Raw genomic sequence first — 21,344 nt, 5'->3', positions numbered from 1 at the left:
GAACCGGTTCGTTCAACGGTAAAGCAGGCGCTCCGCCAGTTCGTCGGCCACCCGCGCCGGCGAGCGCTTTTCCGCCTGGGCATGGGCGAAGACTTCGGTCAGGCGCGTGCCGATACGGGACAAGTGGGCGGTGATGGTCGACAGTTCCTCGCCCCGGTGCCTGAGGGTGACATAGATCAATCCGCCAGCGCTGATCACGTAGTCGGGCGCATAAAGAATCCCGCGTTTTTCCAACTGATCGGCAACGCTGATATGGGTCAGCTGGGTGCTGGCCGAACCCGCCACCGCCGCGCAACGCAGCTGCGCCACGCTCTGGCTGGTGAGCACATTGCCCACGCTGCAAGGGGCGAGAATATCGCATGGGGTACTGAGCAAGGCTTCACAGGCAATCGGATGGGCCCCCAGTTGCTCCATGGCCAGTTGCACCTTGCCCGGGTCGGTATCGCTGACCAGCAACTCCGCACCCGCCGCGTGCAACTGCTCGGCCAGGGCATAACCGACGTTACCCAACCCTTGCACCGCCACTCGCAAACCTTCCAGGTTGTCGCTGCCCAGCCGCGCCATGGCGGTGGTGCGAATCCCGGCAAACACGCCCATGGCCGCGTGCGGCGACGGGTCGCCAGCGCTGGTGGTGCTGGTGACGTGCTGGGTGTATTGGGCAATGCAGTCCATGTCGGCGGTGGAGGTCCCACTGTCGATGGCGGTGATATAGCGCCCGTTGAGCTGCTCGATACAACGGCCGAAGGCTTCGAACAAGGCGGCGCGGCTTTCCACATGAGGCGGACGAATGATCACCGCTTTCCCACCGCCCACCGGCAACCCGGCGAGCGCGGCCTTGTAGCTCATGCCCTGGGCCAAACGAATGGCATCGACCATGGCACTTTCATCGTCGGGATAGGCCAGGTAACGACAGCCACCCAGCGCCGGCCCGAGGCGACGGTTGTGGATGGCAATCACCGCCTTCAACCCGGTTACCGGATCGACACTGAGGTGCAGCGACTCAAGACGAGTGCTTTGCATGAGAGCGAACATCGAGAGGCCCCCTGGATACTGCCTGTAGCGAGTATAGGCTTCGTGGGAAAGCTTGCAGAAGCAAGCAGGAATAAGCCCCTGGCGTTTGCAGTTTTTGCGACATAACCCTCGAGCGCTGCAAGCGGACTGGACGAAAGCCCATCACGGGGCTAAAACAGAGACTCTGCCGGAGATCTCGATGAACCCCCGCCAAGCCTTTTTCGCCTGCCTGCAACGTACACCGCCCGCCGTGTTTGAAGCAGCCGTGTGGATAGCAGCCGAACATGACCCGCAGGTCCTGCCTGAATCCGTATTGCGCGATTTCCGCGACTTGCAACAACGGGTCAGCGCCGGCCTGCCGATGCTGCCGGTCAGCGAGTTGGGCCAGCCGCTGTTGCGGCGGCTGAACGAACTGGGGTTCCAGCAGGACGAGTTCACCCCGCTGCGACCTCACGCGGCACTGCTCGACAAGGTCCTGCAGCGCAGGCGCGGGCAACCGCTGGCGCTGGCGTTGATCGCCCTGGAACTGGCCCGGCAGTTGGAGATTCCGCTGGTGGGGGTGAATTTTCCCGGGCATTTCCTGCTGCGGGTGCCGGGGGCCGACCATTTGCTCGACCCGTGTGGCGGCCGGCGCCTTTACCCCAACGACTGCCGCGAACTGCTGGTCCGCCAGTACGGCCCGAGCACGGTGCTGAAGGCCGAGCACATGCATAACGCCACGCCGGTGCAGATGCTCCAGCGCCTGTCGCGCAATCTGCGGCAATTGCACCAGGCCAACGACGACTTCCTCGGGGCCCTGGTGGATGCCGAGCGGGTCCTGGAACTGGGCCAGGCCAATGCTGGCGACTACCTGGCCCGCGCCAGCCTGTACCAGCGCCTCGATTGCCCACGGGCCGAACGCCATGACCTGGAACGGGCGCTGCTGCTCAGCGAAGACCCGCTCCAACGGCTACGGCTGACGGAACGGCTGGGGCAATTACCACCGAATGCGGTGGTGCATTAGGCGGTTGTGAGGCGCCATCGAAAAGACCGGTATGCGCTAGCCATCACTTTGTCCGCTTCTGTCGTATCGTGTAATGAAGATATATACACTACGTCAGTACTTTGTGATGAGATGCCTGTCCATGTCGAAAGAAGCCGTTTTCACGATGAAACTGGAACCCGAACTACGCGCCGAATTCATGGCCTGTGCTCAGGCTGTCCATAGGCCTGCGTCCCAAGTGCTGCGCGAACTGATGCGCGATTTTATTCAACGTCAGCACGAATCCCAGGAATATGAAGCCTTCCTGCATCGTAAGGTCGAGGCGGGACGGGCCTCGATGGAGGCGGGTCGGGGTCGCTCGAATGAAGAGGTTGAGGCCGAATTTGCGGCGCGCCGCGCGAGTGCGGCCAAGCTGGCGTGAGCGTTATCTGGACGCCAGAAGCGCAACAAGACCGTGTGGAAATATGGGATTACATCGCAACCGAGACCCCCTATGGGGCGGCACGGTTGGATGAACTGTTCAGTGCTGCGGCAAACAGACTGGCCACTCACCCCGAGATGGGGCGGCCGGGGACAGTACCCGGCACCCGTGAGCTGATACCACACGAAAATTATCGTCTGGTGTATGAAATCAACAGCGGAACCGTCTGGATACTAGCGCTGGTGCATACTGCGCGACTGTGGCCATTTGATTCGTGACTCGCGATCTTCAGGCCGGAGTATCCGGCTGATTCGCCGGATGTGCCTGGATAAACGCCGGATGCTGTTCCGCCAGCGCCGCCACCCGGCGAATACGCGGATAGGCGTCCAGCGATACCTTGAAACGCTGCGCCGCATACAGCTGTGGAATCAGGTATACATCCGCCAGCCCCGGCTCCTTGCCAAAGCAATAACCCACGTCACCAATCAACTGCTCCACCGCCGTCAGCCCCTGGCTGACCCAGTGGCCGATCCACTCCTGCACCTGGGCATCATCATGCCCCCACTGGCGCAGCAGGTTGGTGGTGCCGGAGTTGTGCAGCGGATGAATATCGCAACCGATCACCGCCGCCACCGCCCGCGCGCGGGCACGGGTCAGCAGGTCCGAGGCCAGCAGCGGTGGCTGTGGATAACGCTCCTCGAGAAACTCGATGATCGCCGGCGACTGCGTCAGCACATCCCCGGCATCGGTGCGCAAGGCCGGCACCCGGCCCTGGGGGTTGATCGCCAGGTACGCCGCCTGACGCTGCTCACCACCGCCCGGGGCGATCAGGTTGATCGGCTGCGCGTGGTAATCCAGGCCCTTGAGGGCCAGGGCGATCCGCACGCGGTAGGAGGAGGTGGAACGGTAATACGTGTAAAGCTCCATGGTCCTCTCCTCTCAACGCGCCGAGACAATCTTGCCGCGGCATTCGCCGAAGCCGATGGAAGCAAAACCTTCACGGTTGCACCGCGCCCGCAGGATGATTTCGTCGCCGTCCTCAAGGAACTTGCGCACTTCGCCCGATGGTAGCTCCACCGCTTTTTTACCCCCTTCGGTGATCTCCAGCAGGCTGCCGAACTGCCCCGCGTCAGGACCGGACAAGGTGCCCGAGCCGAACAGGTCGCCGGCCTGCAGCTGGCAGCCGTTGACACTGTGGTGTGCCACCAACTGCGCCACGGTCCAGTACATGTGCCGGGTGTTGCTCAAGGTCAGGCGCTGGGCCGGCAGGTTCTGCTCGCGCATCGCCTCGGTCAGCAGCAACACTTCCAGTTCGATATCAAAGGCGCCGCCCTGCTGATCGCCCGCGTCGAACAGGTACGGCAACGGCTGCGGATCGCCTTGCGGACGCGCCGGCTGGGCCTGGCGGAACGGCGCCAATGCCTCGGCCGTCACCACCCAGGGCGAGACGCTGGTGATAAAGCTCTTGGACAGGAACGGCCCCAGCGGCTGGTATTCCCAGGCCTGGATATCCCGTGCCGACCAGTCATTGAGCAGGCAGAAACCGGCGATATGCTCGGCGGCATCACCGATGGCAATCGACTCCCCCATGGCATTTCCCTGGCCGATCCAGATGCCCAGCTCCAGTTCGTAGTCCAGTCGTGCGCAGGGACCGAAAGTCGGCTCAGTCTGCCCAGCGGGCAAGGTCTGGCCCTTGGGCCGGCGGACCTCGGCGCCGGACGGGCGCACGGTCGAAGCGCGGCCGTGGTAACCGATGGGCACGTACTTGTAGTTGGGCAGCAGCGGGTTGTCGGGGCGGAACAGCTTGCCGACATTCTGTGCATGCTCGATGCCCACATAAAAATCGGTGTAGTCGCCGATCCTGGCCGGCAGGTGCAACTGGCAATCGGCAGCCAGGTGCAGCAGCTTCGCGTCCTGGGCTTCGATCTTGCCACGCAGGCTGCTGCCTTCGCCGAGCAGTTCCAGCAGGCGGGCACGCAAGGCCACGCGAGCCGCGGTGCCGAGTTCGAAAAAGGCATTCAACTGACCGCCACGGGTCGCTTCGACAGCGGCCTTGGCCAGACCGTCAAACAAGCCGAGCTCCAGGGCTGCTTCCAGATCGAAGATCTGCTCGCCGATCGCCACGCCACTGCGCGGGGTAGAACCCTGGTAACTGAACACCCCCAGCGGCAGGTTCTGCAACGGGAAATCGGTATGGCCGTTGGCAGAGGCAACCCAGCTGCGAAGGATGGTTGGCTGACTCATGGGTTATCTCCGATTCGGGTTGAAAGTGACGGGCAAGGTGGCCCAGCAAGTATCGTAGTTGCTTTGCAGCTGCGGGCAATCGAGGGCGAAACGGCTCGCACGCAATACCTGGCTGGTCTCGAACATGAAGGCCATGGTGTTGTCGATCTTGCTTGGCGCCAGCTCGGCGGCAATCGCCCGGGTGCAGGTTTCACCGTCCGGGCCGTGGGCGCTCATGCAACTGTGCAGCGACGCGCCGCCGGGCAGGAAGCCTTCGGCCTTGGCGTCGTAGGCGCCCTGGATCAGGCCCATGAATTCGTTCATCAGGTTGCGATGGAACCACGGCGGACGGAAGGTGTTCTCGGCCACCATCCAGCGCGGCGGGAAGATCACGAAGTCGAGGTTGGCCATGCCCGGCACGCTGGTGGGCGAAGTCAGCACGGTGAAGATCGACGGGTCCGGGTGATCGAAGCTGACCGTGCCGATGGTGTTGAACCGGCGCAGGTCGTATTTGTACGGCACGTTGTTGCCGTGCCAGGCGACCACGTTGAGGGGCGAATGATCGAGCTCGCAGCCCCAGAGCTCACCGAGGAACTTCTGCACCAGGGTGGTCGGTTGCCGCAGGTCTTCGTAATGGGCGACCGGCGTGAGGAAGTCCCGCGGGTTGGCCAGGCCGTTGCTGCCGATCGGCCCGAGGTCCGGCAGGCGTAGCGGCGCGCCATGGTTTTCGGCGAGGTAACCACGGGCTTGCGGGTCGAGCAGTTCGACGCGGAATTTCAGGCCACGGGGCAGGACGGCGATTTCCAGCGGTTCGATCTCCAGTACACCGAGTTCGGTGACGAGCCGCAGCCGGCCCTGTTCCGGGACCAGCAGCCATTCGCCGTCGGCGTTGAAGAACACCCGTTCCATGGAGCGGTTGGCGCGATAGCTGTAGATGCTGATACCGGCCGGTTTCTCCGCCGCCGAGTTGGCCGCCATGCTCACCAGGCCGTCGAGGAAATCCGTGGGCTCACCCGGGATCTCCAGCGGGTTCCAGCGCAGGCGGTTGGGGGTGACCGAACCCAGCGGGCCACCGGCCAGTTGCCGCTCCAGCTTGACGAACGCCGGGTGCCGGGCCGACGGCTGGATGCGATACATCCAGGTACGTCGCGCTTCGCTACGGGCCATGGTAAAGGCCGTGCCGGAGAACAGTTCGGTATACAGACCGTAGGGCGCTTTCTGTGGGGAGTTCTGGCCGACCGGCAGCGCGCCGGGCAAGGCCTCGCTGCTGAATTCGTTACCGAAGCCGGACTGATAGGCCAGCACCGTGGAATCGGGGTTCATGGAGCCTCCTGGAGGGAGTGGACCTGGGGCTGCCTCCGGATTCAAAGGGAGCGCGGCACGGGTCGGTTTATTTTTATGGAAACGAAATTATGCATAACGTAACTTGATTATGCAGAACGTAATTTGATTGACAGTGCCCGTCAAGCTATAAAGACGCCCATTCGTCCCGGGATTACATCGCCTCCATGGAAAAGCCGCGTCCTACCAGCGACAGCAACGGTAAACAGAAAGTCCGCTCGGCGGAGGTCGGTACCGATATCCTCAAGGCACTGGCCGAACTGTCACCCAGCACCTCGCTCTCACGCCTGGCCGAGCATGTGCAGATGCCGGCGAGCAAGGTCCACCGTTATCTGCAGGCCTTGATCGCCAGCGGCTTCGCCGAACAGAACCGGGCGACCAACCACTACGGCCTGGGGCGCGAAGCACTGCGGGTCGGCCTGGCGGCGCTGAACAGCATGGAGGTGCTGCATGTGGCGGCGATGCCACTGGCGGAGCTGCGCGACGACCTGAATGAAAGCTGCTTCCTCGCGGTATGGGGCAATCACGGGGCGACCGTGGTGCATATCGAACCGGCCGTGCGCGCGGTGACGGTGGTGACGCAGTTGGGTTCGGTGCTGCCGCTGCTCAGTTCGTCCACGGGGCTGGTGTTCAACGCGTTCCTGCCGGATCGGGAAACGGTCGAGTTGCGCGAAGCGGAACTCAAGGCCGGCCACCCTCACCCGCTGGCCGATGTCAGCGTATATACCGCGACCTGTGAACAGATCCGCCGGCGCGGGCTGCATTTCGTCCATGGCTTGCTGATGCCGGGAGTCGATGCCTTGTCGGCGCCGGTGTTCAATGCGCTAGGCCAGGTGGTGGCGGTGCTGACGGTGGTGGGGCCGACGTCACTGTTCCACGCCGATGAAGACGGCCCGGCGGCCAAGCGGTTGCTGGCGGCGAGCGAGGCGGTCAGTTGGCGGATGGGTTATCAGAAGACCTGAGTACCCAGTGCTAACCCATCAAGCCCAGGGCCTTGGCCTTGGCCACTGCCTGGGTCCGACGCTCCACCCCCAGCTTGCTGTGAATCCGCCGCGCATGGGTTTTCACCGTGTGCAGTGAAATAAACAGCTGATCGGCGATCTGCAGATTGGAGCTGCCCAGGGCAATCAGCTTGAGCACCTCCAGTTCGCGCTGGCTCAAGGGATTGTCACCCGTGGCGATCAGCGCCTCTTCAAACCCCAGGCTCGCCAGCATGCCCGGCTGGCGCAAGCGCAACTCGCGCAAGGCCTGTTGCAGATTACAGCGGCTGACCAGCGCCAGCCCCTCCTCCAGGTGACTCTTGGCCAGCGCCGCTCGCCCTTGCAGAAAAGCCACTTCCGCCAGCGCCAGGCGCAGTTCGGTTTCCATGCCCTGCATGCCCCGTCGCTGGGCCTGTTCAAGCAATAGCGCCAACGCCTCCAACGGCGCCTGGGCCTTGTGCAGATAGACCTGCGCCAACACCAACAGGTATTCAAGACGCGGGATCAACTCCAGCGTCGCCGGTGGCGCCTGCACCCCGTCCGCGCCGCTGTAGTGACGCAGTACCCGGGTCAGCGCCTCTTCCGCCAGCTCCGGCCGCCCCTGCTGCAACCAGAAATGGCAGCTGACCATCAGCAGCACCGCGCGATACACCACATCCGGAATATGCCGTTGCTGCATCAAGCGTTCGGCATCGCGCAGGCGCACAAACGCCTGGGCGTAGTTGCCGTGGTTGGCATCCAGCAAGGCCAGCCCGAGAAAACCGTACAAGGCCTGTTTATCCTGGCTGCGCAGGCATTCATCCAGGCCTGCCTGGAAATGCTCGACGGCTTGTTGATCACGGCCCTGGCGCAGGGCGATCCGTCCCTGGCGCAAGGCGATCCGCCCCAGCAACGGGCCCGCCAGGTAACGCTTGGCCGACAACAGGGCATGCATATTGTCCAGCAGGCTCTCACTGCGATGCAGGGCACCGCGCTGCTCCAGCAACTGCGCATGGTCCAGTTCCAGCAGCGCCTCGAACAACAGCGAGCCTTGCGCCCGTGCCAGGCACAGGGCTTCGCGACTCAAGGCATGGGCCTGCTCCAACTCGCCATCGAGCAGCGCCTGCTGGGTCAGCCCCGACAGGCAGAACAACCGCGCCGGCCAGGCGACCGGCGGCAGGTCCTGCAAAGCTTCGAGAAAATGTCCACGTGCCCGTTGTGCCTGCCCCTGCAAGTGCAGCAACCAGCCCTGCTGGGCCTGCCAGCGCGCCACCAGTTGCCGTTGTGCCGCCGCCGACGATTGCGGGGAGAATCGGGCCATCTGTTCGATGCTGTGGGCCGCCTCGTCGAAGCGTCCGGCGAACAACAACGCCGTGGTGATCAACCCCACCAAATGCGGCGTGCCGAACATCAGGTCATCCGGCTGCTGCTCGTGCAGGCGCAACAACAGCGCCACGTTCTGTTCCTGGAACAGGTAATCGAAGGTGAAGTTGTGCAACAGGCTGGCCGCCACCTCGAACTCTTCGGCGGCCAGGGCCTGTTCCACCGCCGCCTGCCAGTCGCCGCGGGCACTGAACCACTGGCAGGCGCGGCGATGCCAGGAACGCCCGGCCGGCCAGGGTTCGTCGCGCAGCAGCAGGGCCAGCGGCGCGAACACCCGCAGCCATTCCGAGGAGTCTTCCCAGGGTTCGATAAAACACCCCAGTTCCTGCAGGGTACGCATCCACTGGGCGCCCTCCCCGGCACCGAACAGGTGCTCGCAAAGGTCGGCATTGAAGCGCGGCAGATGCACCAGCACGCGCCAGGCTTCGGCCAGCTCCGGTGCCAGGGCATCGAACAGTTCGTGTTGCAGGTAGTCGAGCAAGGTCGCCGAACGTCGCGATCCGGCGTCGGGAACATTGGCGATCCAGGCCGGCGCTTCCAGCATGGCGACCCGCACCCCGGCGCACCAACCGGCGGTGAACTGCTCCATCCGATCGAGACATTGTGGGGTCAGGGTGATCGACGGGTGACTGACCAACTGTTCGATTTCGCCGCGTTCGAACGCCAGGCTCGGGCCCTCGACCTCGTAGAGTTCACCTTCGAGCAACAGCCGTGGCCAGTTGCAGTGAGGCCGCCGCCGCCCGCCCAGCCACCAGTTGAGGACCGGACTGCTGAGCGCCAGCAAGCGATCGAGCAGTTGATCCAGTGCCGGGTTAGGCAAACGGCAATAGTCGTCGAGAAAAACCCAGGTAGGGGTGGTCCAGCGCGCCAGTCGCGCCAACAGACTCGACTCGTCCTGGAACTCGTCCAGCCCAAGTGCCTGGGCCAGGGCCGCGCAGAAGGCGTCGGGGGTGAGATTCGCACCGGACAACGGTAGCCAGCACACGCCACAGCTGGGCGGGGCTTGCAGCAGGCATTCGGCGAGCAAGGCGCTCTTGCCGCTGCCGGCGGGCGCACAGAGCAGGCGGACCCGTGCCTGGGACTCGATCAAGGGTGTGCTTAGCCGCGAACGTGGCAAATGGCGGGAAGATAAACGAGGCAGGAACCCGGGACGGTCCAGACGCGGGGTCATGGCGGTCATTGCGGCGGCCTTTCTTGATTTTATCCGGCCACCCTAGCCCCCATGGATGGCTTTGTCGAATGAGTATTCAGGGCAGTGATTGACTCCTATAAAAGAATCGACAGGCCGGGCGCCTGGCTGATCACCCCGGATCGACCTTACACAAAAATACGAACCGGAGGACTGCGGTAAAAGTCCGCGGGGCATTAGCTGACCTCCATGGTTTCAAACATGAAGGAGCATGGAGATGGGAATCAAGCAAACGCTCGAAAGCATGACAATAGAGGAGAAAATCGGCCAGAAAATCATGTTGGATTTCCGCTACTGGGACCCGGCGGGCAAAGCCACCCTGGACATGACCCAGCCCGATGACACGATCAAGACACTGATATTGGACCATCATATTGGCGGGGTGATTCTGTTTGCCAACAACCTCAAGGACAGGGATCAGATCGCACGCTTGACGTCATGGTATGCCTCGCTGGAAACATCCACGGGGCTGAGACTTTTCATCGCTACGGACAATGAAGGCGGCAACGTTTTCCGTCTGCCACGCGGCGAATATGCTTCGTTTTCCGGAAATATGGCTCTCAGCGCCGCCATTGAGGGAGGCGCAGACCGACAGTTGGCCTACGAACAAGGCAAGCAGATGGCGCAGGACATGAAATCACTGCACATCAACACCAACTTTGCCCCGGTGGTCGACGTCAACGCCAATCCAGCCAATCCGGTGATCAACGTGCGCGCCTTCAGTGACGATGCCGCCACCATCGCGGATCTGGCACAACGAATGAAGGATGACGCTTACCTGAGCTACCTGCGTTACGCCGCCAGCCAGGGCAAAACCCGCGTTCATCTGTCACTGCGGGCGCCTTACGATGTGGTCAACTATGCCGAGTTCGTCGACGCCGCCGTGGCGAGCTATTCCTTTTACGGCTATGAAAACGGCGTTTGGCGAGGACGTTCGATGACGTCACTGGCAGAGGTCCTGATCGGTAATCGCCGCCCCGCAGGCAAGCTGCCGGTCAATACCTGGAAGCGCTACGATAGCCAAACCTATGCCGGTGCGGTCGCCCAGCCCAAAGGGTTCGGGCTGAGCTGGTAACACCGCGATCTGACCGCAGGCCCAAACAAAAAAAGGGGTCAACGCACTGTGGCGATGACCCCGGTCACGTTGTGCCTGTCTAGGTGACTTGCGGGGCGCGACGCACGCAGTGCTGGCCGGCGTTGTAGGCCGGCCAAGCGCGGCTCCTTCCCCTGGTCGAGGGTTTGGTGCACCAGCAGCACGTTGCCCGCCAAGAGCGTCGGCGCGGTGGGCTCCTTATCAACACTCATAAACATGCCCTACTGCCCAAGACGGCTCAGATGGCTATTGAAATACGGATGACCACACCAAAAAAATGTGATGCGCATCACATTTAAAGAAAAAATCACTCCGTAGGAACGGTCATACAAAAATATCTAATCTCGCCAATCTCCTCACACTCACAAAAATCACTCCCTGTTAAAAACAACCACCTATCTCGCAAACATATCACCACGTAAGAAAGCCCCCACACAAAACAAAGAAGCAACTTAATAAAAAAACAACACGCTCTCAAAAACAGCGTTCTCAAAAACTAAAACACCGCAACGTAAAACATTGACACCTGCATTTATAAAAAATACTTTCGCATTGCGCCAAGAAACACTCGAGCAAAACTTATTCAAATAGGTAATACACTTATGTTTGAGCTCTCCAAAACAATAGAGGAAAAAATCTCTGGAGCTTCCCTGGCTTCCAGCCCTTTCAGCTTTTTCGAGCTCGACGAGCTCATCCCAAACGCTCTATATAAAAAATTCATATCCCATCTCCCCGACATCGAACACTACAAACCCTTGCCACATAAGGATACTTTTCTCAACGGCAAGCCGACTCGTTTTGAAATGTCCCTATCATTTGAAACCCCCCATCAGGACGTCACACGTTCCTTTGGCAACTGCCCGATTGCAGGACACCTCGTCGAGATATTCTGCAGTAACAGATTCGCAACCACTCTACTGGAAAAATTCAATCTCACGACTGATCTCATCCCTTACCCGCACCTCTATCGGGACCAAGCAGGCTTCCACCTTCCCCCTCACACAGACATAGAGGAAAAAGCCATCACCTTTGGCTGGTACTTACCAGTGGACACCTCTCACATCGACTCAGGACTTAAACTTTATGAGAAAAGCAACGGAAAATTCGTCAACTTCAAAACCATAGAATATGTTCCCAACAAAGCTTTTGCTTTCATGCGTTCCGAAAACAGTTGGCACGGCGTAAAACACACACCGCAATACCAATACGACAGGAACAGTCTTTTTGTAACTTTTTACGACAAAGCATTCTACAGCAATGGCAGCCTTACCATTCGTGACCCTAACGTTGAACGAAACCAAATCAAGATTCTGCCCGCCTTAAAAAAATAGGTCATCGACATGGAACGCAAACAGATCATTGCATCAGGCCGCAACATATTAACACTCGAAGCCGAAGCCCTGTTCGAAACCTCACTCAAACTCGACAGCAGTGGATTTGCCGAAGCTATCGAACTTATCTATAAATGCACAGGCCACGTCATACTCTTGGGCGTAGGGAAAAGTGGGCATATTGGAAATAAAATAGCCGCTACACTTTCTTCGACAGGAACACCCAGTTTTTTCATGCACCCCGTCGAGGCCAGACATGGCGACATGGGGGCAATCACCCAAAATGACGTCGTCCTGTTAATTTCTTACAGTGGTGAAACTGAAGAGCTGATATCACTTATACCCTGCCTGAAAAACAGAGATGTAAAGACCATTTCCATTACTGGAAATCCAGGATCGTCGCTGGCTGAAAAAACGAACGTGCATATAGCATTGTCCGTACGCAGAGAGGCTTGCCCTCACAACCTCGCCCCCACCGCAAGCAGCAACGCTACGTTAGCGTTAGGAGATGCTCTGGCAATAGTCGTCATGCAGATGCGCGGATTTACACAATCTGATTTTCTGAGAAACCATCCGGCCGGGGCACTCGGTCGCACTCTGATCGCCACCGACCCAGGTAACACAATCACCCCCACTCCACCTATACCAAGGACATGAGTATGTTAACACTCTCGATCCATTCCACCCTTTCGGTTTTCTGCCTAATTATCACAGGCTACATTCTCGCCAGGACAAAACTTATAAAAAGTCATTTTCCGGAGATATTCAGCGAATACGTATTTTACGTTGCACTGCCCGTAGAAATATTCTTGGCTACCTCAGCAGCCGACGACGCAAATACTCCAGAAATTTCGAGTTACCTGCAAAGCTACGCGCTAAGCATCCTGCTGCTATGGATCCTCATAGTGCTCGTCTATAAAAGCGTCTTCAACACCAAAATTTCCGAGATAGGCTTCAACTTCATTGCCATCGGACAAACAAATACCGCCTTCCTGGCGGCTCCCATATTCATACTATTATTTGGCAACTCCAGCTTGGTAGCTCCCATCATTTTTTTTCAATCTGCCATACTCACTTCCCTGGCCATACTGACGATAGAAGCGCCCTCAAATAAATATGTCTTCCAGCTACCCTCATTAAGAAACATCATTTCCACTTCAATTAAAAACCCCCTGATCCTATCCGCCCTGCTTGGCTTCATCTTGTCAAAAGTCTCCCCCTCTTTTGCCCAGAATGAAACATTCATCACACACACACTTCAGATGATTGCCAACACCGCTGCACCTATAGCGCTGCTTGCTTTGGGGGCCTCCTGCTACGGCGATCAAGTACAAAAAATAAATCGCAAAGAAACCTACGAAATCATATCAGGCATCTTTATCAAAAGCGTTGCGCATCCGGCCCTGTCGTTCTTCATCGGAAAATACATCTTTAACCTATCAACCCCCTTGCTTCTTGCCGTCGTATTGATCTCCGCCATGCCATCACCCAAAAACACATTCATTCTTGCGAAAACCTATAATTTTAGCGCTCAAAAATTCAACATTATCCTGATCGGAACGACAGCGATTTCCTTTTTTTCAATTAACCTCATCGCCTTTATTCTTTAATGACGAGCTCACGCTTTAGCCACCTTCAGCAGTCAAGAGACGCCGGTCTGCTCGACTGCTGAAGGCTCGGGACAAGCTTTAGCGAACCCCGCTCGCCCGCAGCGCCGCCGGCGTGTAGTCCGCCGCCTTGCCGACAAAGCCGAACTGGAAGCTGTGCTTCTCTTCGTTCTTCATGCCCAGGGCGATGTAACGCCCGGCAATCAGGTCATACAGGGTTTCAACGGTATAAGCCGGCACCTGGTGGTCGTAGTAGAACTGCGCATGACCTTCGGCCACCCGCCACAGTTGGCCGCGACCGTCGTAGTGATCCACCAGCGCGACCTGCCAGCTGTCTTCGTCGAGGTACATATGGCGCTTGGCATAGATATGCCGCTCGCTCGGCTTGACCGTGCCCTCGATTTCCCAGACCCGGTGCAGCTCGTAGCGGGTCAGGTCCTGGTTGATATGACCGGCCTTGATGATGTCGGTGTACTTGAGGGTCGGCGAGTCGAGCTTGTAGCTGTTGTAGGGGATGTACATCTCCTTCTTGCCGATCAGTTTCCAATCGTAACGGTCCGGCGCGCCGGAGAACATGTCGAAGTTGTCCGAGGTGCGCAGGCCGTCAGCGGCGGTACCCGGGCCGTCATAGGCGACTTGCGGGGCGCGACGTACACGGCGCTGGCCGGCGTTGTAGATCCAGGCCAGACGCGGTTCCTTCACCTGGTCGAGGGTTTCGTGCACCAGCAGCACGTTGCCTGCCAGGCGCGCCGGCGCGGTGACTTCCTGCTTGAAGAAGGTCAGCACGTTGGCGCCCTTGTCCGGCCCCAGGTCGGGGATCTCCGACGGCACGGCGGCTTCTTCCTCGAAGGTGATCGGGGTGAAGGAACCGTCGGTCTGCGGCGTGGCCTGGGTGATGGTGCGACGCAGGTTGCCACCGTGGTAGCGGGTGATGTGGTTCCACAGCACTTCCACGCCGGTCTTCGGAATCGGGAAGGCGTAGTAGCGGTTGCCGGTGAAGTTCGCCAGGCCGTTGCCGTCATTGATCGTCGTGACATTCAAGGCGCTGCGCTTGGCCGCCTCGAGAACCGCGTCCGGCAGGACCACCGTGCGGTGAGTCGGATAGACCGGGATCTTGTAGGTCTGCGGATAGCGCTTGAACATAGCGAGCTGGCCTTCGGAAAGCTTGGCCTTGTACTGCTCGGCGGTGGCCGCGGTGATGATGAACAAGGGTTTTTCATTGGCGAATGGGTCGGCCAGGAAACCTTTACTGTCCACCGCACCGGCATTTTTCGGGATACCGCCGGTGTAGGCCGGGATCGAGCCGTCGGCATTGCCGGCCTTTTCCGCGCCGATGGCGGTCAGGCTGGTGCCCAGCTTGGCCGCTTCCTCCGGGGAAACCGCCGCCATGACGTTGGCGGCCAGCAGGCTCAGGGCCAGGGCGCCACATTGCAAAATCATCTTGCGCATAAAGTTGTCCTTCTCAAGCCTGGATCAGAAGTTCGCGCCGACGCTGAGCGCCACGAAGTCACGGTCAATCAGGGTGTTGTAGTTGCCACCGAAAAAGTCGGTGAAGCTGAGGCTCGCGGTGTAGGTGTTGCGGTAGTCGGCGTCCACACCGATGCTGACCGCCTTGGCGCCCTGGTTGAAGATGCCGTTGGGGCCGTAACCCTTGACGTCATGGGACCAGGACAGGTTCGGCTTGAGGTTGATCCCGGCGAACACGTTGCTGTAGTCGAGGATCGCCCGGGCACGGTAGCCCCAGGAGGTGGCGGTGACGAAACCGCTGGTATCACCCTGGAAGCCGTAGGCACCGTAGACCGAGTCACGCCCGTAACGCAGCTTGTCCTTGGTCTCCAGGCCGCCGACGTAGGTCATCCCCGCCTCGCCCACCAATGTCAGGCGCTCGGCGCCCAGGACCTGGTCGAAGAACTGCGTGAGGGTGCTTTGTATCTGGGTGATTTCCTTGCGGCGGTAGCCGGGGTTGTCGGAACCGGGGCTGGTCTGGATCGGTGAGGCAGCACCACCGGCAATCGGATTGACCAGTGCCAGGGTCAGGTCGGTGGTGTTGAGCTGCACCGGGGCGTTGGGACGATAGCTGATCTCGCCACTCCAGGCCGTACCGGTTGGCAAGGTGGTGGAGAAGCTGGCGCCGTAGAGGCGGATGTCTTCCGGGTACTCGAGATAGTACTGACCGCGTCCCAGCATGATGCTTTGCGCCAGGCCGCTACGGAACGGTGCCGGTGCCAGCGGCAGGATACTGCCCAGCGCCGTGATGGTACTGGCACTGGCGGTGGTGGTGCCGACGGTCGGGGTTCGGCTGTGGTAGTTCATGAAATACAGGCCGTACTCGGTGTCGCTGCCCAGCCAGCGCAAGGCCATGCCCCATTGGCCACCGTCACGGGCATCGCGGTCATCGCCGCGCTGCACCACAACACCTTCCGGAGTGACCTGAAAGCCCTGGCCGAACGCCGCGGCCAGCGGTTGCAACGGCGCGATCGCCGGGCTGCCGACGGTGTAGTTGTTGTTGCAACCGTGTTGCACCACATCGTTGCCGAAGAAGGTGCCGCAGTTGTCGACGACGGTGTTTTCCCAGTTCAACTGGTAGAACCCTTCGACCGTCAGTTGGTCGGTCAGGCTCTGGGAAGCGAAGAACATATTGACCGGGATCAGGCCTTCCTTGATCTCGGCACCCGGCCGGCGGAAGGCCGAGACGTCGATGGGGTTGATGCTGTTGATCGAGTTACCGATAAAGGTACTTTCACCCCAACTGACCACCTGCTTGCCCAGGCGCACAGTGCCCGGCAGGTCGGCGATGGAGTAGTTGTGATAGATGAAGGCGTCGAGGATCTGCGCGCCCGACGAACGAGCCGCTTCATCGCGATGGTGATCGCTGATGTCCTTGAAGTCCTGGCTTTCGTCGGCGGTCGCGAAATCGTACCAGTACTTGCCCCGGACGAAGACGCCGGTGTCACCGTACTTCAATTCCAGGTCATGAATGCCCTTGATGATCTTCGAGAAGGCTTCGCCCTTCTTGTAGTTCAAGCGTCCGTCATCACCGGTGGAGGCCTGGCCGGTACCGCCGTTGGGCACCCCCACCAGGCTCTTGTCGGCATCGCGCAGGCCCCAGCTCACGCCGGCCGACAGGGATGAGTCGAATTTGCCTTCGATTTCCCCGATATTGAACGAAACCGCCTGCGCCTGCGCACTGACGCCCATGGCAACCGCGATGGCCAGAGCCTGCGGCGTGAAGATGGCGCGCATTGTTGTTTTTGTCATGCGTCTTCCCCGGTGTGTGACAGAAGGCTTCACCCTACTCACCACCAACGGGAGCGATAAGCGCACCAAGGAGGTATTCGTGCTGTACCTCGAAAGGATGAACGAGTGCCTGCGACGCGCTTTGCAGCGCGCCATCGAACCTGTGGATAACGCGTCATAGCGCATATGGATGGAGGGCCGCCGGAACGGCTCCGGGTGTAGTGACTTGCGCAGACGACTGTTACTCCAACGGTAACAGTGATTGTCGCAAAGCAGGCTGTTTCAACGAAACCGAACGCCTTATTATGATCGTCATCTACTCTTTACTGACGTTGATTTACTCCTTGATCGAACGTCTTCCCTTGGCCACTGCGTTTGCGGTGGCTTTTTTTATGCCCGCGTCATTCAAGGTCACGACAGGCTTTCAGGACCGCTGAAACTTCACAAGCAACCAGGGACCCTTCTTACAACCTGGAAAGACCCCGGCCGCTATCCCGGCTCAACACCACGACTCACCCTGTTCCACTCAACAACATCACGGGATAGGGAAGGAGTCGCTTATGAAATCGATCAATTACAACACCTATCGCAGCACCCGGGGTTTCAACGACAGGGTTCGCTTTCTGGTGCTGCATTACACCGCCATCGACTTCGCCGCCTCGGTCAAGGCCCTCACCGGCCCCCAGGTCAGCAGCCATTACCTGGTGCCCGATGTCACCGACCCGAGCTATCTCCAGGCTGGTTTCAAGGAGCAGGAAATCTTCAATCTGGTCGACGAAGACAAGCGCGCCTGGCATGCGGGCGCCAGTGCCTGGGCTGGCAGAACGCAGCTCAACGACACCTCGATCGGCATCGAGATCGTCAACCTGGCTTCAGACAGCGGGGGGCAGTTTCATTTTCCGCCCTATGAGCCCCGGCAGATCGAGGCGCTCAAGCAGCTGTCGTTGAATATCCTCGCCCGTTATCCCGAGATCACGCCCACCCAGGTGGTCGGACATTCGGATATCGCCTGGAGCCGCAAGAGTGATCCGGGAGCCGCCTTTCCCTGGCACGATCTGTACCTGTCGGGCATCGGTGCCTGGTTTGACGAAAGCACCCGCGACCGCTACCTGCAGCACTATCTGCGCGCGGGCCTGCCCCCTCAGAAAACAACCTTGGAGCGGTTCAAGAAGTACGGGTATGACGTGATGGGAGCCGACACGCAAACGGGGTTCAACCAACTGGTCAGGGCCTTCCAGTTGCATTTCCGAGCGGAGAATTACGATGGGGTGCTGGATGCCGAGACCGCGGCGATCCTCGCGGCACTGGTGGAGAAGTACTTCCCGGGGGCAATACAGGCCAACTGAGGCAAAACCGGTGCAGGGCTTGCCCCTGTCCGGTTATTCCCCCCCCTGTAGGAGCCGGTTTGCCGGCGATGAGGACTTTGAGCCTTGTATCGCCCTCGCGGCCGCTATCGCCGGCAAGCCAGCTCCTACAGATGCTGCGTTGTGTCAGGCAGCCCTGTTTTCAGGCCAGGTATTTCTGCAGATTCGCCATCATTTCCCGCAGGGCTTCAGGCGTGTCCTTCGGGTGCACGGCACCGTCGAAATCGCAGATCTGCTTCCAGCTGGCCGCCACGTCCTCCACGGAAAAACCATTGTGCGGATCGAAGCCGGCGCCCAGGCTGCGCTCCCAGCGGGTCTTGCCGATCCAGCCGCCACCGACTTCGAACAGGCCGGATGTTTCATCGCACCGCTCACTGCCGAGGAATACTACCAGCGGACTGATCAGCTCCGGCTTGAGCAGCTCGAAGACCTGCGGCGGAATAAGGCCTTCGGTCATGCGCGTGCCACCCGTCGGGGCAATGGCGTTGACCAGGATATTGTTCTTGCGCCCCTCGATGGCCAGGGTCCGGGTCAGGCCATACAGGCCAAGCTTGGCCATACCATAGTTGGACTGGCCGAAATTGCCGTAGATACCGGAAGTCGATGCGGTGAAGATCACCCGGCCATAGTTTTGCTCACGCATATGCGGCCAGGCAGCGTGGGTAACTTTGTAGGCACCTTCGACATGCACCCGGTAAACCAGGTCCCAGTCGGCATCCTCCATTTTCAGGAAGGTCTTGTCCCGCAGGATGCCGGCGTTGTTCACCACCACATCGATACGACCAAAGGCATCCAGGGCGTTCTGCACGATCTTGTCGCCATCGGTGACCGAGTCATGGTTGGCCACTGCGGTACCGCCGGCCTCGCGAATCTCGGCCACCACCTTGTCCGCCGCCGAGGCATTGGCGCCTTCGCCGTGGGCCGAGCCGCCGAGGTCGTTGACCACCACTTTGGCCCCATGGCGGGCGAACAGCAGTGCATGGGCACGTCCCAGGCCGCCGCCAGCGCCAGTGACGATCACCACTTTATCTTCGAAGCGCACAGACTCACTCATACAGGACTCCAGCCAGGGCCGATGGAAATAGACGCCGAGTGTCTGACACCCGGCCTTTGGTCACAATAAAGTCGGCCAGGGCTGAATGGTACGCGATAAGGCAGAGGGATAGTCCGGCCCTGGCCGCGACTGTCCCTGTTGACGCACGCCGAGCAGCGGCCTCAGAGCCGGAACCCGGAGTCCTCTTTGTCCAGCTTGCGCAGCAGCGCCGGCCAGGCCAGCGCCCCGCCCATGCCCTGGGCGCTACGGGTGACCGCGGCGACCATGGCCTTGGCTCCGGCGAGTATCTGCGGCTCGATGGCGATCAGCGGCGCCGCGCCATTTTGCGCCAGCACCTGGATATCGCAGGCGCGCTGGAAGGTGAACATCATCAGGAAGGTGTCGGCGATGGTCGAGCCACAGGTGAGCAGGCCGTGGTTGTGCAGCATCAGAAAGTTGTTTTCGCCGAGATCGGCCTGCAACCGCGCTTTCTCCTCATGGTTGAGGGCCACCCCTTCGTAGGCGTGATAGGCCAGGCTCGACAGCACGAACAGCGATTGCTGGCTGATGGGCAACACGCCCTGCTGCTGTGCCGAAACCGCGACACCGGCGGCGGTGTGGGTGTGCAGCACACAGGTCACATCGTGCCGCACCTCATGGATAGCGCTGTGGATGGTGTAGCCGGCCGGGTTGATCTCGTAGGGGCTGTCCAACAGCTTGTTGCCGGCCTGGTCGACCTTGACCAGGCTCGACGCGGTGATCTCGTGGAACATCAGCCCATAAGGGTTGATCAGGAAATCCTCGGTACCCGGCACCTTGGCCGAGATATGGGTGAAGATCAGGTCGTCCCAGCCGTGCATCGCCACCAGGCGATAACAGGCCGCCAGGTCCACGCGGGTCTGCCATTCGGCGGCGCTGACCTGGTTCTTCACATCGGGTGCGGCGGTAACAGGGGCTGCGTTCACGGCACTGACCTCGGGGTTTGCGGTTTTTATTCTAGTACCGACCAGTCTAGAACAGCCGGTTACCCCGACGGAGTCGCATTGCCAGCCAGCTTGATGACTCAGCGGGTCAGCGAGTCATCAGATCACTGCCGCCAACAGCGGTGCGGCAAACAGGTTCAGCAAACCGGTCAACACCATCACCAGGCCCGCCACCGAGCCCTCTTCGCCACCGACTTCACGGGCGCGACTGACCCCTGCACCGTGGGCCCCCACACCGAACAACGCACCGCGGGCCAGACTGCTGCGCAACGGCAACCACTTGAGCAGCAGCCCGCCGAGAAATGCCCCGAACACCCCGGTGACCATCACGAACACCGCAGTCAGTTCCGGCATGCCGCCGAGGTCCTGCGCCAGCGGCATGGCAAAGGGCGTGGTGATCGAGCGCGGCACCAGCGACAAGGCCAGGCTGTTATCCAGCGACAGCGCCCTGGCCAATCCGTAGGAAGTGCCGATGGACGCTGCGCTACCGGCGAGCATCCCCAGCAGCAATGCCGGGCCATGGCGCATCAGCATCTGCCGCTGCTGCCAGATCGGCACCGCGAAGGCCACGGTGACCGGCCCGAGGATCAGCATCAGCCAGTGGGTATCGCGCGAATATTCGGCGTACGCCGTGTGCAGCGGCAACGCCACCGCCAACAGCACGAACGGCACCAGGATCAGCGGCGACAGCAGATAGCGGCCCGTGCGCCCATACACCCAGCGGCTGAACACATAGGCCACCAGAGTCAGGCCCAGCCAGAACAGGGACATCCATTCAAGCTTCACGACGGCTGCTCCAGCGGCAGACAAACTCGACGGTAAAGGCCGTCGCCAGCATCACCGCCAGGGTACTGACGCCAATCACCAAGAGGATCCGCCAGCCGTCCTGGCGAACCATGGCGCCGTAGTCCAGCAGGCTCATCACCGCCGGGATAAAGAACAGCAACATCTCCGCCATCAGCAGCCCGGCCCCCAGTTGCAGGGTGGCGGGCTTGACCCGGCCGGTGGCGAAGGCCAGCAACAGCAGCGCCAGGCCGATCACCCCGCCGGGAATCGGCCAGTGGCTCCAGGCGGCGAACAGCGTGCCCAACTGATAGAGCCCCAGCAACACGGCCAGTTCGGCGAGCAGGCGGCAGGTTTTTTTCAACAACGGACGGTTCATCGGATTCGGCCCTCTCAAGGAGCCG

20 protein-coding genes and 1 pseudogene are annotated in these 21,344 nt (G+C 60.4%); 9 read left to right on the top strand and 12 right to left on the bottom strand.

Translation table 11 applies throughout. The features are described 5' to 3' along the window. Positions 1–12 precede the first annotated feature (12 nt). Positions 13–1,032: a Glu/Leu/Phe/Val dehydrogenase dimerization domain-containing protein gene (locus M5C71_RS17770; RefSeq protein WP_103496578.1), complete on the bottom strand. Its 1,020-nt coding sequence runs from the start codon at positions 1,030–1,032 to the stop codon at positions 13–15. A 178-nt stretch (positions 1,033–1,210) separates the two neighbouring features. On the opposite strand from M5C71_RS17770, the gene M5C71_RS17765 reads away from it, so the two are divergent. The 3 genes from M5C71_RS17765 (at position 1,211) to M5C71_RS17755 (ending at position 2,692) form a co-directional block, all read left to right on the top strand. Further along, positions 1,211–2,014 carry a transglutaminase family protein gene (locus M5C71_RS17765; RefSeq protein WP_103496577.1) on the top strand — a complete coding sequence of 268 codons (804 nt, stop codon included), beginning with the start codon at positions 1,211–1,213 and terminating at the stop codon, positions 2,012–2,014. 121 nt (positions 2,015–2,135) lie between these two features. Further along, a complete protein-coding gene (locus M5C71_RS17760; protein WP_152740027.1) occupies positions 2,136–2,414 on the top strand; it encodes an antitoxin of toxin-antitoxin stability system in 279 nt (92 codons plus the stop codon). Beyond that, the gene (locus tag M5C71_RS17755; RefSeq protein WP_177101057.1) at positions 2,411–2,692 is read left to right on the top strand and encodes a type II toxin-antitoxin system RelE/ParE family toxin; all 282 of its coding nucleotides are present in this window, start codon (positions 2,411–2,413) and stop codon (positions 2,690–2,692) included. The genes M5C71_RS17760 and M5C71_RS17755 overlap by 4 nt, the downstream gene beginning before the upstream one ends. Positions 2,693–2,702: 10 nt before the next feature. Here the strand turns inward: M5C71_RS17755 and maiA are convergent, their stop codons facing one another. The 3 genes from maiA to hmgA are packed head-to-tail and all read right to left on the bottom strand — an operon-like array spanning position 2,703 to position 5,960. Further along, positions 2,703–3,341 carry a maleylacetoacetate isomerase gene (maiA, locus tag M5C71_RS17750; protein ID WP_248768393.1) on the bottom strand — a complete coding sequence of 213 codons (639 nt, stop codon included), beginning with the start codon at positions 3,339–3,341 and terminating at the stop codon, positions 2,703–2,705. 12 nt (positions 3,342–3,353) lie between these two features. Continuing rightward, on the bottom strand, positions 3,354–4,658 hold the full coding sequence (gene fahA / locus M5C71_RS17745) for a fumarylacetoacetase (RefSeq protein WP_248768392.1): 1,305 nt from the start codon (positions 4,656–4,658) through the stop codon (positions 3,354–3,356). A gap of 3 nt (positions 4,659–4,661) precedes the next feature. Continuing rightward, the gene (gene hmgA, locus M5C71_RS17740) at positions 4,662–5,960 is read right to left on the bottom strand and encodes a homogentisate 1,2-dioxygenase (RefSeq protein ID WP_177101063.1); all 1,299 of its coding nucleotides are present in this window, start codon (positions 5,958–5,960) and stop codon (positions 4,662–4,664) included. A 185-nt stretch (positions 5,961–6,145) separates the two neighbouring features. Here hmgA and M5C71_RS17735 point away from each other — a divergent pair, with 185 nt between their 5' ends. Further along, positions 6,146–6,940, top strand: a complete 795-nt coding sequence (locus M5C71_RS17735; RefSeq protein WP_103496573.1) for an IclR family transcriptional regulator — start codon at positions 6,146–6,148, stop codon at positions 6,938–6,940. A gap of 10 nt (positions 6,941–6,950) precedes the next feature. Here the strand turns inward: M5C71_RS17735 and M5C71_RS17730 are convergent, their stop codons facing one another. After that, a complete protein-coding gene (locus M5C71_RS17730; RefSeq protein ID WP_248768391.1) occupies positions 6,951–9,500 on the bottom strand; it encodes a LuxR C-terminal-related transcriptional regulator in 2,550 nt (849 codons plus the stop codon). A gap of 226 nt (positions 9,501–9,726) precedes the next feature. Here M5C71_RS17730 and M5C71_RS17725 point away from each other — a divergent pair, with 226 nt between their 5' ends. Continuing rightward, on the top strand, positions 9,727–10,584 hold the full coding sequence (locus tag M5C71_RS17725) for a glycoside hydrolase family 3 N-terminal domain-containing protein (RefSeq protein WP_248768390.1): 858 nt from the start codon (positions 9,727–9,729) through the stop codon (positions 10,582–10,584). An 85-nt stretch (positions 10,585–10,669) separates the two neighbouring features. Here M5C71_RS17725 and M5C71_RS17720 read toward each other — a convergent pair. Further along, positions 10,670–10,802: pseudogene (locus M5C71_RS17720) on the bottom strand (DUF1329 domain-containing protein); the annotation flags it as partial. 402 nt (positions 10,803–11,204) lie between these two features. Between M5C71_RS17720 and M5C71_RS17715 the strand changes: the two are divergent. From M5C71_RS17715 to M5C71_RS17705, 3 genes are read left to right on the top strand one after another with little or no spacing between them, the layout of a single operon-like run. Further along, positions 11,205–11,933 (top strand): hypothetical protein, encoded by a 729-nt coding sequence (locus M5C71_RS17715; protein ID WP_248768389.1) that lies wholly within the window; start codon positions 11,205–11,207, stop codon positions 11,931–11,933. Between the two features lie 9 nt (positions 11,934–11,942). Further along, positions 11,943–12,590: an SIS domain-containing protein gene (locus M5C71_RS17710; RefSeq protein ID WP_248768388.1), complete on the top strand. Its 648-nt coding sequence runs from the start codon at positions 11,943–11,945 to the stop codon at positions 12,588–12,590. Positions 12,591–12,592: 2 nt separating this feature from the next. Further along, entirely contained in the window at positions 12,593–13,543 is a 951-nt protein-coding gene (locus tag M5C71_RS17705; RefSeq protein ID WP_248768387.1) for an AEC family transporter, read from the top strand. A gap of 78 nt (positions 13,544–13,621) precedes the next feature. Here M5C71_RS17705 and M5C71_RS17700 read toward each other — a convergent pair whose 3' ends face one another. Together M5C71_RS17700 and M5C71_RS17695 are read right to left on the bottom strand one after the other, a co-directional pair. Continuing rightward, on the bottom strand, positions 13,622–14,989 hold the full coding sequence (locus M5C71_RS17700; protein WP_103496571.1) for a DUF1329 domain-containing protein: 1,368 nt from the start codon (positions 14,987–14,989) through the stop codon (positions 13,622–13,624). A 24-nt stretch (positions 14,990–15,013) separates the two neighbouring features. Then, on the bottom strand, positions 15,014–16,798 hold the full coding sequence (locus M5C71_RS17695; protein WP_248768386.1) for a DUF1302 domain-containing protein: 1,785 nt from the start codon (positions 16,796–16,798) through the stop codon (positions 15,014–15,016). 539 nt (positions 16,799–17,337) lie between these two features. On the opposite strand from M5C71_RS17695, the gene M5C71_RS17690 reads away from it, so the two are divergent. Continuing rightward, positions 17,338–18,123, top strand: coding sequence for an N-acetylmuramoyl-L-alanine amidase (locus M5C71_RS17690; protein WP_248768385.1), 786 nt, complete (start codon positions 17,338–17,340; stop codon positions 18,121–18,123). 160 nt (positions 18,124–18,283) lie between these two features. Here the strand turns inward: M5C71_RS17690 and M5C71_RS17685 are convergent, their stop codons facing one another. The 4 genes from M5C71_RS17685 to M5C71_RS17670 all read right to left on the bottom strand — a co-directional run bounded on the left by M5C71_RS17685 (position 18,284) and on the right by M5C71_RS17670 (position 21,319). Beyond that, a complete protein-coding gene (locus M5C71_RS17685) occupies positions 18,284–19,195 on the bottom strand; it encodes an SDR family oxidoreductase (RefSeq protein WP_248768384.1) in 912 nt (303 codons plus the stop codon). A gap of 161 nt (positions 19,196–19,356) precedes the next feature. Next, positions 19,357–20,139 (bottom strand): class II aldolase/adducin family protein, encoded by a 783-nt coding sequence (locus M5C71_RS17680; RefSeq protein ID WP_248768383.1) that lies wholly within the window; start codon positions 20,137–20,139, stop codon positions 19,357–19,359. Positions 20,140–20,256: 117 nt separating this feature from the next. Beyond that, complete coding sequence (locus M5C71_RS17675) at positions 20,257–20,943, bottom strand: LrgB family protein (RefSeq protein WP_248768382.1); 687 nt, start codon at positions 20,941–20,943, stop codon at positions 20,257–20,259. Beyond that, positions 20,933–21,319, bottom strand: a complete 387-nt coding sequence (locus tag M5C71_RS17670; RefSeq protein ID WP_248768381.1) for a CidA/LrgA family protein — start codon at positions 21,317–21,319, stop codon at positions 20,933–20,935. Before M5C71_RS17670 ends, M5C71_RS17675 begins: the two co-directional genes overlap by 11 nt. Positions 21,320–21,344 lie beyond the last annotated feature (25 nt).

Source organism: Pseudomonas sp. MWU12-2345 (assembly GCF_023242385.1).
Classification (GTDB): Bacteria; Pseudomonadota; Gammaproteobacteria; order Pseudomonadales; family Pseudomonadaceae; genus Aquipseudomonas; species Aquipseudomonas gingeri_D.
The sequence above is the reverse complement of the archived record's forward strand: the minus strand, read 5'-3'. Positions and strand labels throughout refer to the sequence as shown.

Excerpts from the sequence above, each read along its gene's own strand:
- M5C71_RS17765 (WP_103496577.1), top strand. The coding sequence starts at position 1,211 with ATGAACCCCCGCCAAGCCTTTTTCGCCTGCCTGCAACGTACACCGCCC.
- maiA (WP_248768393.1), bottom strand. The coding sequence starts at position 3,341 with ATGGAGCTTTACACGTATTACCGTTCCACCTCCTCCTACCGCGTGCGG.
- M5C71_RS17690 (WP_248768385.1), top strand. The coding sequence starts at position 17,338 with ATGAAATCGATCAATTACAACACCTATCGCAGCACCCGGGGTTTCAAC.
- M5C71_RS17700 (WP_103496571.1), bottom strand. The coding sequence starts at position 14,989 with ATGCGCAAGATGATTTTGCAATGTGGCGCCCTGGCCCTGAGCCTGCTG.
- M5C71_RS17685 (WP_248768384.1), bottom strand. The coding sequence starts at position 19,195 with ATGAGTGAGTCTGTGCGCTTCGAAGATAAAGTGGTGATCGTCACTGGC.
- fahA (WP_248768392.1), bottom strand. The coding sequence starts at position 4,658 with ATGAGTCAGCCAACCATCCTTCGCAGCTGGGTTGCCTCTGCCAACGGC.
- M5C71_RS17695 (WP_248768386.1), bottom strand. The coding sequence starts at position 16,798 with ATGACAAAAACAACAATGCGCGCCATCTTCACGCCGCAGGCTCTGGCC.
- M5C71_RS17760 (WP_152740027.1), top strand. The coding sequence starts at position 2,136 with ATGTCGAAAGAAGCCGTTTTCACGATGAAACTGGAACCCGAACTACGC.
- M5C71_RS17770 (WP_103496578.1), bottom strand. The coding sequence starts at position 1,032 with ATGTTCGCTCTCATGCAAAGCACTCGTCTTGAGTCGCTGCACCTCAGT.
- M5C71_RS17670 (WP_248768381.1), bottom strand. The coding sequence starts at position 21,319 with ATGAACCGTCCGTTGTTGAAAAAAACCTGCCGCCTGCTCGCCGAACTG.
- M5C71_RS17725 (WP_248768390.1), top strand. The coding sequence starts at position 9,727 with ATGGGAATCAAGCAAACGCTCGAAAGCATGACAATAGAGGAGAAAATC.
- M5C71_RS17710 (WP_248768388.1), top strand. The coding sequence starts at position 11,943 with ATGGAACGCAAACAGATCATTGCATCAGGCCGCAACATATTAACACTC.
- M5C71_RS17735 (WP_103496573.1), top strand. The coding sequence starts at position 6,146 with ATGGAAAAGCCGCGTCCTACCAGCGACAGCAACGGTAAACAGAAAGTC.
- M5C71_RS17705 (WP_248768387.1), top strand. The coding sequence starts at position 12,593 with ATGTTAACACTCTCGATCCATTCCACCCTTTCGGTTTTCTGCCTAATT.
- M5C71_RS17715 (WP_248768389.1), top strand. The coding sequence starts at position 11,205 with ATGTTTGAGCTCTCCAAAACAATAGAGGAAAAAATCTCTGGAGCTTCC.
- hmgA (WP_177101063.1), bottom strand. The coding sequence starts at position 5,960 with ATGAACCCCGATTCCACGGTGCTGGCCTATCAGTCCGGCTTCGGTAAC.
- M5C71_RS17730 (WP_248768391.1), bottom strand. The coding sequence starts at position 9,500 with ATGACCGCCATGACCCCGCGTCTGGACCGTCCCGGGTTCCTGCCTCGT.